16 protein-coding genes are annotated in these 12,105 nt (G+C 58.7%); 8 read left to right on the top strand and 8 right to left on the bottom strand.

The window, feature by feature from the left end:
• The first annotated feature begins 330 nt into the window (after positions 1-330).
• The 3 genes from AC07ZE_RS12185 to AC07ZE_RS12175 all read left to right on the top strand — a co-directional run bounded on the left by AC07ZE_RS12185 (position 331) and on the right by AC07ZE_RS12175 (position 3,036).
• On the top strand, positions 331-1,692 hold the full coding sequence (locus AC07ZE_RS12185; protein WP_207264859.1) for a cache domain-containing protein: 1,362 nt from the start codon (positions 331-333) through the stop codon (positions 1,690-1,692).
• Between the two features lie 33 nt (positions 1,693-1,725).
• Positions 1,726-2,358, top strand: a complete 633-nt coding sequence (locus tag AC07ZE_RS12180; RefSeq protein WP_207264850.1) for a response regulator — start codon at positions 1,726-1,728, stop codon at positions 2,356-2,358.
• Positions 2,359-2,514: 156 nt separating this feature from the next.
• The gene (locus tag AC07ZE_RS12175) at positions 2,515-3,036 is read left to right on the top strand and encodes a hypothetical protein (RefSeq protein WP_207264848.1); all 522 of its coding nucleotides are present in this window, start codon (positions 2,515-2,517) and stop codon (positions 3,034-3,036) included.
• 328 nt (positions 3,037-3,364) lie between these two features.
• On the opposite strand, the gene AC07ZE_RS12170 is transcribed toward AC07ZE_RS12175, so the two are convergent.
• The 4 genes from AC07ZE_RS12170 to AC07ZE_RS12155 all read right to left on the bottom strand — a co-directional run bounded on the left by AC07ZE_RS12170 (position 3,365) and on the right by AC07ZE_RS12155 (position 8,092).
• The gene (locus tag AC07ZE_RS12170; protein ID WP_207264845.1) at positions 3,365-4,711 is read right to left on the bottom strand and encodes a glutamine synthetase family protein; all 1,347 of its coding nucleotides are present in this window, start codon (positions 4,709-4,711) and stop codon (positions 3,365-3,367) included.
• Between the two features lie 23 nt (positions 4,712-4,734).
• Entirely contained in the window at positions 4,735-5,289 is a 555-nt protein-coding gene (locus tag AC07ZE_RS12165; protein WP_095193623.1) for a helix-turn-helix domain-containing protein, read from the bottom strand.
• 25 nt (positions 5,290-5,314) lie between these two features.
• Positions 5,315-6,604 (bottom strand): NAD(P)/FAD-dependent oxidoreductase, encoded by a 1,290-nt coding sequence (locus AC07ZE_RS12160; RefSeq protein WP_207264843.1) that lies wholly within the window; start codon positions 6,602-6,604, stop codon positions 5,315-5,317.
• A gap of 285 nt (positions 6,605-6,889) precedes the next feature.
• The gene (locus AC07ZE_RS12155) at positions 6,890-8,092 is read right to left on the bottom strand and encodes an NAD(P)/FAD-dependent oxidoreductase (RefSeq protein WP_207264841.1); all 1,203 of its coding nucleotides are present in this window, start codon (positions 8,090-8,092) and stop codon (positions 6,890-6,892) included.
• 30 nt (positions 8,093-8,122) lie between these two features.
• Here AC07ZE_RS12155 and AC07ZE_RS12150 point away from each other — a divergent pair, with 30 nt between their 5' ends.
• Positions 8,123-8,389 carry a hypothetical protein gene (locus tag AC07ZE_RS12150; protein WP_207264838.1) on the top strand — a complete coding sequence of 89 codons (267 nt, stop codon included), beginning with the start codon at positions 8,123-8,125 and terminating at the stop codon, positions 8,387-8,389.
• A gap of 1 nt (position 8,390) precedes the next feature.
• On the top strand, positions 8,391-8,960 hold the full coding sequence (locus AC07ZE_RS12145) for an RrF2 family transcriptional regulator (protein WP_207264836.1): 570 nt from the start codon (positions 8,391-8,393) through the stop codon (positions 8,958-8,960).
• Between the two features lie 3 nt (positions 8,961-8,963).
• On the opposite strand, the gene AC07ZE_RS12140 is transcribed toward AC07ZE_RS12145, so the two are convergent.
• Both AC07ZE_RS12140 and AC07ZE_RS12135 read right to left on the bottom strand, forming a co-directional pair.
• The gene (locus tag AC07ZE_RS12140) at positions 8,964-9,305 is read right to left on the bottom strand and encodes a hypothetical protein (protein WP_207264834.1); all 342 of its coding nucleotides are present in this window, start codon (positions 9,303-9,305) and stop codon (positions 8,964-8,966) included.
• A 70-nt stretch (positions 9,306-9,375) separates the two neighbouring features.
• Positions 9,376-9,594: a hypothetical protein gene (locus AC07ZE_RS12135; RefSeq protein WP_207264832.1), complete on the bottom strand. Its 219-nt coding sequence runs from the start codon at positions 9,592-9,594 to the stop codon at positions 9,376-9,378.
• A gap of 170 nt (positions 9,595-9,764) precedes the next feature.
• Here AC07ZE_RS12135 and AC07ZE_RS12130 point away from each other — a divergent pair, with 170 nt between their 5' ends.
• Together AC07ZE_RS12130 and osmE are read left to right on the top strand one after the other, a co-directional pair.
• On the top strand, positions 9,765-10,004 hold the full coding sequence (locus AC07ZE_RS12130) for a hypothetical protein (RefSeq protein ID WP_207264831.1): 240 nt from the start codon (positions 9,765-9,767) through the stop codon (positions 10,002-10,004).
• A gap of 13 nt (positions 10,005-10,017) precedes the next feature.
• Positions 10,018-10,371, top strand: coding sequence for an osmotically-inducible lipoprotein OsmE (gene osmE / locus AC07ZE_RS12125; RefSeq protein WP_207264829.1), 354 nt, complete (start codon positions 10,018-10,020; stop codon positions 10,369-10,371).
• Between the two features lie 62 nt (positions 10,372-10,433).
• Here the strand turns inward: osmE and AC07ZE_RS12120 are convergent, their stop codons facing one another.
• Positions 10,434-10,625 carry an SPOR domain-containing protein gene (locus AC07ZE_RS12120; RefSeq protein WP_207264826.1) on the bottom strand — a complete coding sequence of 64 codons (192 nt, stop codon included), beginning with the start codon at positions 10,623-10,625 and terminating at the stop codon, positions 10,434-10,436.
• A gap of 219 nt (positions 10,626-10,844) precedes the next feature.
• Between AC07ZE_RS12120 and AC07ZE_RS12115 the strand changes: the two genes are divergently transcribed.
• A complete protein-coding gene (locus AC07ZE_RS12115; protein WP_207264824.1) occupies positions 10,845-11,207 on the top strand; it encodes an NUDIX hydrolase in 363 nt (120 codons plus the stop codon).
• Between the two features lie 48 nt (positions 11,208-11,255).
• On the opposite strand, the gene AC07ZE_RS12110 is transcribed toward AC07ZE_RS12115, so the two are convergent.
• Positions 11,256-12,029, bottom strand: a complete 774-nt coding sequence (locus AC07ZE_RS12110) for a 1,6-dihydroxycyclohexa-2,4-diene-1-carboxylate dehydrogenase (protein WP_207264822.1) — start codon at positions 12,027-12,029, stop codon at positions 11,256-11,258.
• Positions 12,030-12,105: the final 76 nt, after the last annotated feature.

Genomic DNA, 12,105 nt, shown 5'->3' with positions numbered 1-12,105 from the left:
GCGGTAATTTTTATAATTGTGTCCGCTGTGCGGAGCTGGCCCAATATCCGCGCATGCCGTCCACAAATAAATCCGCGTTACTACGTACGCGCTGTCTACGTAGTTCTACGTAGATGAGGCATATCTCCCTGTGGGAGCGAGCCTGCTCGCGAAGACGAGGGCACATTCAACATCGATGCTGGCTGACCCACCGCTTTCGCGAGCAGGCCACAGGTCTGGCATTGAAATTCCTCCCATCGGTCATTCCGTCCAGCAGCGCTACTGGGCGAGCCTATGTTTGGCATATGATGCCGGGCCTTCGCCTCCTTCGGCCCGACAGGAGCCCAGCAGATGCAGCTCAAACACAAAATCGTCGCGCTCGGGATTCTTCCGCTGGTGTTGGCCATTGCCGTCATCTGTGCCCTGGTGATTTCCCTGAACCGGCAACTGGGTGATCAGCAGGCGCAACTGATCGAAGACAGCATTCTGGCGAGCAAGCGCGCGGAGCTGAAAAACTATGTGGAAATGGCGCAGAGCCTGATCGAGCCGCTGTACGACGACGGCCACGGTGACGCGCACGCCCAGAAACAGGTACTGGAGGAACTGCGCAAGCTCAGCTTCGGTATCAACGGTTACTTCTTCGTCTACGACCACGAAGGCCGCAGCCTGATGCACGCGCGGCAGTCGGATCTGGTGGGCAAATACCTGTGGGACATGAAAGACCCGCACGGCCTGCCGGTGATCCAGGCGCTGCTGAAAAGTGCCCAGTCCGGCGAAGGTTTTCAACGCTACGCCTGGAACAAACCCTCCTCCGGCCAGGTGACCGACAAGCTCGCCTACGTGGTGATGCTGGATCGCTGGGGCTGGATGCTCGGTACCGGCATTTATCTTGAAGACGTTGAACGCGCGACCCAGCAGGCCCGTGACGAAGTGGCCATGGGCATCCGCAAGACCATGATGGCGATTGCCGTGGTCGCCCTCGTCGCGGTGCTGTTTGTATTTGCCACCGGCATGACCCTGAACGTCAGCGAGCACCGTCTGGCGGACAAGAAACTGCAGCGTCTGACCCAACGTATCGTCAGCCTGCAAGAGGAAGAACGGTCACGGGTTTCCCGCGAATTGCACGACGGCATCAGCCAGGTGCTGGTGTCGATCAAGTTTCAGTTCGAGCTGGCCAGCCACGTCCTGGAGAATGGCCAGGACAAGGGCCTGGGCATATTACGGGACGCCACCGAACGCCTCGGCGAAGCGATCGGCGAGGTCCGCAGCCTGTCCCATGATTTGCGTTCATCGCTGCTCGACACCCTCGGGCTGCCGGCGGCCATTGGCCAACTGGCCGCGGAATTCGAGCAACGCAGCGGACTCAGGGTGACGTACAACGACAATGAATTCGACTGCCATCTGGTCGAGGGCGCGGCGGTATCATTGTTCCGCATCGTCCAGGAAGGCCTGACCAATATCGAACGGCATGCCCATGCCAGGAACGTTTGCATTACCCTGCACGGATCTGAAGACAACGTGCGCCTGACGCTGGTCGATGACGGTGTCGGTTTCAACGTCGCCCAGGTCGAACGTCGTCACGCGGGCATCGGCCTGCGTAATATCCGTGAACGCGTCGAACATTTTGGCGGCCGGTTCGACCTGATATCGATACCTGGACGCAGTGAGCTGGACGTTTTGCTGCCAATGAAATGGCCCGGCGGCAAACGCTGACGCCTCCCAAAACAACAAGAGTGAATGCTTGCGATGAACCTGCCCTCCCCGATCCGCGTCGCGTTGGTCGACGATCACTCCCTGGTCCGCGACGGAATCAAGGCGCTGCTGGCCGTCATGGCGCCCCTGGAAGTGGTGGGCGAAGCTGAAAACGGCGCCGAGGCGATCGAGATGGTCGGGCGCTGCCAACCGGACCTGCTGCTGGTCGACATCAGTCTGCGGGATATGAATGGCCTGGAGCTGACCCGGGTGCTGCGCAGCCAGTATCCGTCGCTCAAGGTGTTGGTGCTGAGCATGTACGATAACTACGAGTACGTGAGTGAGTCGGTGCGCTCCGGTGCCAGCGGCTATGTGCTCAAGAATGCCCCCTCACGGGAAATCATCGCGGCCATCGAAGCGATCACCAGCGGCGGCACCTTCTACAGCGCCGAAATCGCCCAGCGGCTGATCGCTGATAAAAGCACCGACAACGAGCTGACACCCCGGGAAAGCCAGGTGCTGTACAAAATGGCTCAAGGGCTCAATAACAAGGAAATGGCCCGGGAACTGGACATCAGCGTGCGCACGGTGGAAACCCATCGCTTGAGCATCCGTCGCAAGCTCAACATCGACAAGCCTGCGGCACTGGTCAAATACGCCATCGATCACGGGATCATTTCCCGCTAGAGACCTGCCCCTGAGGGAGCGAGCCGGCTCCACAGGGGTCACCGAACCAACCATTGACTGCGTCAATAGTCACCATTAACTCAATGAAGTTCTCTTAAAAATCCTGCGGCGTAACATCTGCTCCATACCAACCAAACACCCCCGGAGCACACGATCATGAAACGCCAAACCCTCCTCAGCATCGCTTTTTCGATCTTCGCAGTGAACGCTTTCGCCGCGACCTCTGCTCAACCTGTCGTCGCTGAAGGCGGCTCGGATCGTCTGATCGAAAGCCGTGTGGCTGAAGGTGGTTCGGATCGTCTGATCCAGAATCGTGTGGCTGAAGGTGGCGCTGATCGCCTGCTCGAAAAACGCGCTGTGGCTGCCGATGGTTCGGATCGTTTGAAAGGCAACACCGTCGCCGCCGATGGTTCGGATCGTTTGAAAGGCAACACCGTCGCCGCCGATGGTTCGGATCGCCTGCAAGGCAACACCGTTGCCGCCGATGGCTCTGATCGCCTGCAAGGCAACACCGTTGCCGCTGATGGCTCTGATCGCCTGCAAGGCAACACCGTTGCCGCCGATGGCTCCGATCGCCTGCAAGGCAACACCGTTGCCGCCGATGGCTCCGATCGCCTGCAAGGCAACACCGTTGCCGCCGATGGCTCCGATCGCCTGCAAGGCAACACCGTTGCCTGAGCAAATGGCGTTAATGCAAGGCTCCATGAAAAAGCCCGGCCTGATCAGCCGGGCTTTTTTATGTTCCTGATCGGTCACGGTTCAGCTACCGGCTCCACTGAACTTCAGACAAAAAAAATCCCGGGCAGCTGATGGACGCCCGGGACTTAAAAATGCATAAACCGTGGTGGTGAACGCGGGGCGGATATTACGGAACATTTCCCCCTGTAACAAGATATTTTAGTTAACCGTTCGGTTACTAATTTCCCTAAGCCATTAAATAACCTGATGTTTTTTATGGTTACCGTCGAAACCACCTGAACTATGTCTGCAGGAGCGAAGCTTGTTTCTATAGATACCAGCGATACTCCCGTGCATTGATGTCATGCATGAAGGCCAAATGATCCTGGCGCTTGTTCTCGCAATACACATCCACAAACTCCGCCCCCAATCCTTCACGCAGTTGTCGGTTACCTTGCATGGACCGCACGGCTTCCAGCATCTCCAGCGGAAAATCGATACCGCTGCTGCGGTCTTCATTAAGCGGGGCGATCGGTTCGCGGCCATTTTCCAGGCCCTGCTCCAGTCCAACCAGTATCGCGGCGAGCACCAGGTAGGGATTGGCATCCGCACCGGCCAGGCGATGCTCGATGCGAAGGTTTTTCGCGTCCGACTCCGGCACCCGCAGGCAGGCGTCGCGGTCTTCAAAGCCCCAGCTGGCGCGGGATGCGACGTTCACGGTGGCGCTCAAGCGGCGCATGGCGTTGTGATTCGGAGCAAAAATCGGCATGCAATGAGGCAACACGTCCAGGCACCCGGCCACGGCGTGGCGCAACGCTTGTTGCCCGTTCGCCGCCAACAGGTTGTTGCCTGCTTCGTTGTAGAGGCTTACATGCACGTGCATGCCGCTGCCAGGATGCTGCAAGTAGGGCTTGGACATGAAACTGGCGCGATACCCATGTTTGAGCGCTACACCACGCGTGCTGCGGCAAAACAACGCCGCCCAGTCCGCCGCGCGCAATCCGTCATCCAGATGGCCGAAATTGATCTCGAACTGGCCGGGACCGAGTTCGGCGGTGATCACCGTGGCATCGATGCCTTGCGCGCGCGCGGTCTGGACCATGTCATCGAGCACCGGGGCGAATCGCGAGAGGCGTTCGATGTGCATGTTGGGCTGATCATCGGCGTCACCGGTCAGTGGATCGCGCGCAAATTGTGGCAAGCCATCACGCAAGTGGCTATCGAACAGGTAAAACTCCAGTTCGAACGCCACCACCGGAAAAATGCCTTTGCGACGCAGGCGCTCCAGCACCTGCGCCAAGACTTCGCGCGGCTCGAAGACGATCGGCTTTTCGGTGCCGTCGGAGGTGATCAGCATCTGCCCCAGCGGCTGTTGCTCCCAGCTCACCTTCTTGAGTGTGCCGGGCACCAGACGCCGTGGCGCATCCGGGTCACCGTCGTTGAAGCAGTAGTCGCCGATCTTGAACAGCCCGCCCTGGGTGCCGAGCAACACGCAGTTCTGCGGCAACTTGAGCGCGCTGCCGGCCGCCACTTTTTCCAGCATCTCGATCGGGTAGCGCTTGCCGTAGAAATGGCCTGGGATGTCCAGGGAAATCAGGTCGACGTAGCGCACTTCGGGGTAGCGCTGACGAAACCCGCGCACTTCGTCCAGCAGATCAGAGCACACAGCATCCATCGTCTTGTTCCTTGTTGTTTTTATCAGGTGTAAACCCACAGCACGCGGGTGAGTTGGTCCGAGAGATTGCCGTAGCGGCAATGGGCATGACTGGCCAGCTGGAAACTGTCGCCGGCGCACAAGGTGACCGGTTCGTTGTCATCGAGCCACAACGTCAACTGTCCTTCCAGGACATAGCCGCCCTGCTCCGAGCTGTCTTTCATATGCCGATCACCGCTGCTGGCGCCGGGCTCCAGCTGGCTTTCGAGCATGGAAAACGACGCGCGCATTTTCGGCGAGACCAGGATGTCGGTGATCCCGTCGGCGTAATACAGGGTGCGACGCTCGTCCGGTCGGGTCACCCAGGACAAGGCCATGGGTTTGGGCAGGCTGTAAAAATAGGTGGTCGGCACACCGAGGGTTTCGCTGATGGCGGTCAAATCCGCCACCGTCGGCCGGGACAATCCGCGCTCAACCTGCGAAAGAAACCCCACGGAGCGACCGATTTTGTCCGCCAGTTCCTTGAGGGTGTATTTCTTGTGTTTGCGCAGGTCCTGAATCAGGATCGCCAGCGCCGAAATCTCTTCTTGCATGTCCATCTAAAAGCTTCCAGAAAGTGCCGATTCAAATGCTGTCGCGCAGCCGGTACCAGGCTTTGCCGATGGCTTCCAGCGGTGCGGCCATGTATTTGCCACCGGGAAAACTGTTGTTGGTCAAGCCCTGGTACAACGCCAACTCGTCAGATTGGCCGAGTATCGCATTGGAAACGGCCCGCGCCCCGGCCAGGGTCGGCAGCACGCCGTGCCCGGAATAGCCCTGCAGCCAGTACAGATCCCCGCGCGCGCCGATGTCGGGCGTGCGCTTGAGGGTCAGGTCGATGTGGCCGCCCCAGGCGAATTCCAGCTCGACCCCTTTCAGTTGAGGAAACACCCGCTCCAGACAAGGCCGGGTAGCGCCAGCGATGTCCTTCGGCATGCCACCCAGGTAAGTGCAACCACCGCCGAACAACAAACGGTTGTCGGGGGTGCGGCGGAAATAATCGAGCACGAACTGGTTGTCGGTGACACACACATTGCTCGGCAGTAGTGCAGTCGCCTGAGCCTCGGACAGTGGCGCCGTGGCCACCTGATAGGTTCCAACGGGCAACACGCAACTCGAGAGCTGCGGATCGAGCCGGTCGAGATAAGCATTGCAGGCCAGTACCAATACATCGGCGCGAATGCGACCGCGTTCCGTGGTCACCACATACCCGTCGCCCTCCTCGCGATAATTCAGCGCCTTGCTTCGTTCATGAATCACGCCACCGGCACGCTCAATCGCCGCAGCCAGGCCCAGTGCCAGCTTCAGCGGATTCAGGTGCCCGCCTTCGGGATCGAACAGGCCGGCCTGGTAACGCTCGCTGGCCACCCATTCGGGCAGCTGTATGCGTTCAATGAATTGCAAACCATCGTGGCCCCATTTGTGACTGGCCTCGTGCTGCCATTCGGTCAGCAGACTGACCCGTCGTGGCATCACCGAGGTCCAGAGGTGGCCAGGCCGGTAGTCGCAATCGAAACCGTGGCGTGCCGGCAGTTCTCGCAACTCCCGCGCCGCCCAGCGCATGCCTTCCCACAAGCGTCGCGCACGCTCGTAACCCAGCGCCGCTTCCAACGGTGGCATGTCACAGGACCAGCCCAGAATGGCCTGCCCGCCATTGCGCCCCGACGCCGCCCACGCTACCCGGCTGGCTTCCAGCACGGTCACGCGCTTGCCGGCCAGGGCCAGGCGCAACGCGGTGTGCAACCCACTGAAGCCGGCACCGATGATCAGCACTTCAGCGTCCTGCTCGCCCTCTAATGGCGCGCGGTTTTTCACCTGATCGGCGCAGGAATGGGCGTAGTAGCTGGCGACGTGCTGGGTGGATTGTTGAAACATTATCGGTTCCGTGAAATTTTATAGTTTTAATTTCATGAAAAAATACACCAGTAATTTCATTCTGGCAAGGTTTTGATGACAGGAGTGACGGGGGCTCGGCCTTGTCCGCGATCCCATTGTGGGAGCGTACTTGCGGCACTCCGGAGCTTGCCAAAGGGACTCGCCGCAAAGGCGAAACGGACAGCCGCCGTTACCGCAGCGATGGATATATACCCAAACAAAAAAAATCCCACCCGGAAACACCCGGGCGGGATTCGCTGAAACGGCCAGCATTATGGGAAAGACTCAGGCAATCGGAATCAAAGGATCCGCCGCCGCCCAGGCAACATCACGATCCGCCACCGGCGGATAAATCCATACGGTATTGATCTGCGTCTTGAGTTCCTTACCCTCTTGCTTGGTCAGCTTGACCTGGCGATCCCACCCTTCGGTGTAAACCGCACCCCAGGCCCCCAGATCCAGGCAGGTCACGTATTTCGGCTGGCGGTACGGCGTCGGGTCCACGCCAAGGATCTGCGCGGCCACGTTGTTACCGGCATGACGACCCAACATGATGGCGTGCTGGCAAGTCATCAGTGCGTGGTTGCCGATGTCATCGGTGGCCGCGTAAGCGACGTCGCCGGTGGCGTAGATGTCATCCTGGCCAATGACTTTCAGGTTCGCATCAACATGCAGGCGGCCGAGATGATCGCGTTCGCCGGGGACCTGTTCGGTCAGCGAGCTGGCGCGTACGCCGGTGGTCCAGACCACGGTCCTGGCATCGATACGCTGCCCATCGGACAAGCTCACACCGTCTGCATCAACCGCAACAACCGAGGCGTTCAGATGCCAGGTCACGCCGGTTTCAATGCTGGCTTCGGCGATTTTCTCCGCAATTTCAGGGCCCATGGAACCACCGACCTTGTTACCGCGGTCAACGATGATCACCTTGATATCCGCACGATCTCCGAGGATGGCACGCAGGCGGGTCGGCATTTCAGTCGCCGTTTCGATCCCGGTAAAACCACCGCCGGCAACCACTACGGTGTTGCGTGAAGCGCTTTCTGGCTGGTTGACCAGATTCTTGAGGTGGTTTTCCAGGCGTACGGCTTGTTCGATCTGATCGACGTCGAACGCATGTTCAGCCACGCCCGGGGTATCAGGCAGTGCCAGGCCGCTGCCGGTCGCCAGTACGAGTTTGTCGTAGATAACCACCTGTTTGTTGCCCGAGGCATCAATGTAGCCAACACGTTTTTGCGCGACGTCGATGGTCTCGGCGGCGCCCTTGATGAACTTCACGCCAACCGCATCGAACAGCTTGCCAATAGGTGCGGCCAGTTGATGGGCGTTGGGCTCGTAAAAACGTGGGCGTATCCGCAACTCGGCCTGGGGAGCCAGCACCGTCACGTCGACGTTGTTGTGATCATGGATGTTGAACAGACGCGTCGCACTGATCGCTGTCCACATACCACCGAAACCCGCACCAACTACCAGGATGTGTTGTTTCATTTTTAACTCCAGTGAAGAACCAGGCATTGAATGTTGTTAAAGGACCAGGAGCTTGGCGCGAATCTCTCTTGGAAAGCGCCGTTCACTGCCGACCTGACAACTACGACTCTATTGATCCTAGTTAAATCCCGCAATCTGTTTTTTGCGATGGTTTCCATCGATGAGATCGATACAGGCCTGAAAGAACCCATGCAGCTGGCTACAAAAGGATTTCCGCTTCAATGGGGCAACAATCCAATGCGTTGTCCCGTTAACGACCAGCTGGTATCATTTGCGACAACACTAGTCGGAGATTGAAATGGCTCTTTACAGCGCAGGCGTCGAATACGGCCTTCACTGCCTGACTTTCCTGGTAGGCAATTGCGGCGATACCCGCGAAGCGAGTGTGCGTGACCTGGCCGAGCTGCAAGGTGTGCCGCTGGACTATCTGGCAAAGATCTTCACCAAACTGGCCAAGGCAAAACTGGTGGTGGCGACCGAGGGCGTGCGTGGGGGGTTCAAACTGGCGCGGCCGGCGGACGAAATTACGCTGCTGGATATCGTCAACGCCATCGACGGGCGCAAGGCTATTTTCGAATGCCGGGAAATTCGCGGTCGTTGCGCACTGTTTGAAGGTGAGACGCCGGAATGGGCGGTGGACGGACGCTGCTCGATCCATGCCGCGATGCTGACGGCGCAGAAGCGCATGGAAGAGGCCCTGGCCCAGCAGACGATCCTGGACATCGCCCGCAGGGTAGGACGCAAGGCCCCGGCAGAGTTCAACGCAAAGGTGGACAACTGGATGAACGATCGCCGGGAAAAGAAAGGTACCGCCAGTGCCCAGACCAGCAGCGATCAGCTCATCCAGGTCACCGCGATTTCCGAGTGAGCCCTACAGGCAATCACGCACGGCCTTGCGCAGTGCGCCCGACTTGGCCCAGGGCGGCCCTTGATACAACGATACCCGGCTGCCCTCCTTCGACTTCACAATATCCAGGATCTCATCGGCCGTGACTATGCTGGGTGCAGTGATCCGGTAGCCGTTGGAAATCGACGTTTGAGTCGTACCGGATATCTCCTTCTGCCACGCAGGTAACACGCACGCGGCCAGGTCTTTCGGTGGTTTTTCACTGTACTTGCTGACATTCGGTTCCCCCGGCACCAATGACGCTGGCAACGAACATCCCGCCAGCAACGCCAATACCACGCCCCCCACCAACATCCGACTCTGCATGAAACGTCCTTAATCCTGAAAAAATAAAATGTAGTCTGTCGCCGTCCGAACTTCCATGGCTTACCGAACTTCAGCGGCTGGCGTTGTTATCGCCGGGGCCCGGGTAGGACCGCTCATTCAAATAAACCATCCATCGCTCATAGGCCTCATGCTGCCATCGGCTGACCCGCTCCCATTCCGGCCCGCTGAGCTGGTGTTCGCAGATGAGCTTCATCATTTCGCTGGTGGCCGCATCCAGATCGGCAATCAGCTCATGGGCACGCGCTCTGAAATCATCGGTTGCGGTCATTTTGAACGTCCCCCGCCCTTGCCGAAAAATCGGTACTTCACTACGACAGCGGATTTTGCCGAACGCGCAAATTTCCCGACCAAAGGAAGCGACCCGGGACCGGACGAATACAACGCTCTCCCGCAGGAATGGGTCTAAAATTTCAAAGCGCAGAGTTACAGGAGGTCATCATGTGGCTTAACGAGTCGGAACAAGAACTTCGACGCGATCTGCAAGGGCTGGCATCGGATCTGCGATGGTCGGCGGTGGAACTTTTACGCATCGCGGAGCAGTTGCGCCTGACCGGCAATGATGTCGATGCCGAAGCCGTCAGGAGGTTGTGCGATCTGTTTCAGGGTGATGAGCAACGATTGGCGGGCTATGCCGAGGAAGTGAAGGCCAAATTCATCACCCGCAACAAACCCCACTAGCGGACGCGCTGCGATGAAAAGCGCTCTCTTGATGTTCGCCGCCTTGCTCACGGCATTGCCAGGCTGCAGCAGCAACTCGCAAATCTACCGGGACCAGCCGCTGGTGGCCAAGGTCGAGACCGGCATGAGCAAGGAGCAAGTCGAGCAAATCGGCGGCCCACCGTTATCGGTCACGAACCGTAGCGTCGAGCCGGGCATTTGCTTTGACTACAAGCTGACCCAACCCGGTCATCAGCACCCGTTCAATGTCAGCTTCGATGATCGGGGCAAGGTCGATCACAAGAGCTTCATGACCTGTGCCGAATGGAGTAACACCCAGCAAAAGGCCAGGGAGTCCCGCTCCGCGGGTGGGGGTGGCGGCTACTAGTGCCCTCTCCTCCAAAAAACAAAGCCCCGGCATGCCGGGGCTTGATCGTATCGAAGATCGGGTTACTGGCTACGCGCCTGTTTGCTCGACCGCGACCTGTAGCCGGGAAGAGACGCCGCAAACGCCAGTGCTTCCTCACGGCTGCTGAACGACCCGAGTCGATCACCTTTGGTGCAGACCCGCCATGGGCCATTGTTCACGCTGACCAGGTCATAACCGTTCATGTGCATCTTGTTCAGCATCGGAACACTCATGGTCACCTCCATCTTCGCAATGATATCCAAAGCTTACGTACCTACCTTACACCCACCCTTTGCCAAAAGGCTGACCAGACGTCGTGTCAGTATTCCGTCATTCGATTTGCACTTTCAGGCGTTGCAACCGCTCTAAACAGGCAAATTCCGGAAAAATGAATCCGGCGCGAATATTGCAGTTTTATGACAATTTTATGTCAAAGAGCTATCAGGCCATACATGAAAGTACGCGCAACCGTCATTTGCGAGCAAGACAGCCACATTCTCCTGGTGCGCAAACCGAGGAGTCGCTGGATGTTGCCCGGCGGCAAGGTCGAGCCCGGTGAAACGGTGGCGGGCGCCGCCATGCGCGAACTACAGGAAGAAACCGGGCTTGATGTCGATGACATGCTGTATCTGATGGAACTGGAAACCGGCAGCACCCGGCACCACGTCTTCGAGGCTTCCGTGATCAATCTGGATCAAGCGCGGCCACAAAATGAAATCTTCGACTGCATCTGGTTTCCGCTGGATGCGGTACAAAACCTGAGCACCAGCGACGCCACGCTCAGGATCGTCAGAGCGTTTCAGCGTCGCCTGTAGATTTCTCTACGCCGTGGCCAATGCAATCGCGCCGCGTCGATAAACACGTCAGCCCTGATCACCGCCACCGACCGGCATGACCATGCCGGTGATATAGGACGCTTCGTCGCTGGCCAGAAACAGAATAGCCCCCGCTTGCTCATCCAGCGTGCCATAACGTTTCATCAGACTGCTGTCGAGGGTCTGGTCGACGATCTGCTGATACCAGACCTTCTCTTGTGCGCTTTGCTCGGCACTGTTACGTGGAATCACCCGCGGCGGCGCTTCGGTGCCTCCGGGAGCGGTGGCATTGACCCGAATGCCGCGACCGGCGGTTTCAAACGCCAGGCAAGCGGTCAGCGCGTTAACCCCGCCCTTCGCCGCACCATAGGGCACGCGATTGACACTGCGGGTGGCGATAGACGACACATTGACGATCGCGCCACTGCCCTGCTCCAGCATGAAGGGTAACGCGGCGTGACAGCACCATAAGGTCGGGAACAATGAACGACGGACCTCGGCCTCGATCTGCGCTGCCTCGTAGTGCTCGAACGGCTTGGCCCAGATGGTCCCGCCGACGTTATTGATCAACACATCGAGGCGATCAAAGCGCTCGACGGCGGTTTGCATCACCCGGCTGCATTCCTCGTACTGCTCAAGATCGGCGGTCAGGGCCAGCACCTGGCTGTCTTTCGCCAATTGCTGCTGAACCTCGAACACCAGCTCGGAGCGATCGACCAGGATCAGCTTCGCCCCTTCCGCCGCCATCCGTTCTGCCACACGCCGCCCGATACCTTGGGCAGCCCCTGTGATCAGCGCGACTTTTTCGTGAAATCTGTTCATGCGTACCTCTCTTTAGTCGAGCTCGCTCCCACGTGGGTCCTGTGTCGTGCACGTTATCCGGGTGCACCGCTCCCAC

This window comes from Pseudomonas sp. GW101-3H06 (assembly GCF_059424605.1).
The sequence above is the reverse complement of the archived record's forward strand: the minus strand, read 5'-3'. Positions and strand labels throughout refer to the sequence as shown.

Bases quoted from the DNA above. Each gene is read 5' to 3' on its own strand.
- osmE (WP_207264829.1), top strand. From the start codon at position 10,018: ATGAAAAGCGCTCTCTTGATGTTCGCCGCCTTGCTCACGGCATTGCCA.
- AC07ZE_RS12135 (WP_207264832.1), bottom strand. From the start codon at position 9,594: ATGACCGCAACCGATGATTTCAGAGCGCGTGCCCATGAGCTGATTGCC.
- AC07ZE_RS12170 (WP_207264845.1), bottom strand. From the start codon at position 4,711: ATGGATGCTGTGTGCTCTGATCTGCTGGACGAAGTGCGCGGGTTTCGT.
- AC07ZE_RS12115 (WP_207264824.1), top strand. From the start codon at position 10,845: ATGAAAGTACGCGCAACCGTCATTTGCGAGCAAGACAGCCACATTCTC.
- AC07ZE_RS12150 (WP_207264838.1), top strand. From the start codon at position 8,123: ATGTTGTTAAAGGACCAGGAGCTTGGCGCGAATCTCTCTTGGAAAGCG.
- AC07ZE_RS12180 (WP_207264850.1), top strand. From the start codon at position 1,726: ATGAACCTGCCCTCCCCGATCCGCGTCGCGTTGGTCGACGATCACTCC.
- AC07ZE_RS12140 (WP_207264834.1), bottom strand. From the start codon at position 9,305: ATGCAGAGTCGGATGTTGGTGGGGGGCGTGGTATTGGCGTTGCTGGCG.
- AC07ZE_RS12130 (WP_207264831.1), top strand. From the start codon at position 9,765: ATGTGGCTTAACGAGTCGGAACAAGAACTTCGACGCGATCTGCAAGGG.
- AC07ZE_RS12175 (WP_207264848.1), top strand. From the start codon at position 2,515: ATGAAACGCCAAACCCTCCTCAGCATCGCTTTTTCGATCTTCGCAGTG.
- AC07ZE_RS12120 (WP_207264826.1), bottom strand. From the start codon at position 10,625: ATGAGTGTTCCGATGCTGAACAAGATGCACATGAACGGTTATGACCTG.
- AC07ZE_RS12155 (WP_207264841.1), bottom strand. From the start codon at position 8,092: ATGAAACAACACATCCTGGTAGTTGGTGCGGGTTTCGGTGGTATGTGG.
- AC07ZE_RS12160 (WP_207264843.1), bottom strand. From the start codon at position 6,604: ATGTTTCAACAATCCACCCAGCACGTCGCCAGCTACTACGCCCATTCC.
- AC07ZE_RS12110 (WP_207264822.1), bottom strand. From the start codon at position 12,029: ATGAACAGATTTCACGAAAAAGTCGCGCTGATCACAGGGGCTGCCCAA.
- AC07ZE_RS12145 (WP_207264836.1), top strand. From the start codon at position 8,391: ATGGCTCTTTACAGCGCAGGCGTCGAATACGGCCTTCACTGCCTGACT.
- AC07ZE_RS12185 (WP_207264859.1), top strand. From the start codon at position 331: ATGCAGCTCAAACACAAAATCGTCGCGCTCGGGATTCTTCCGCTGGTG.
- AC07ZE_RS12165 (WP_095193623.1), bottom strand. From the start codon at position 5,289: ATGGACATGCAAGAAGAGATTTCGGCGCTGGCGATCCTGATTCAGGAC.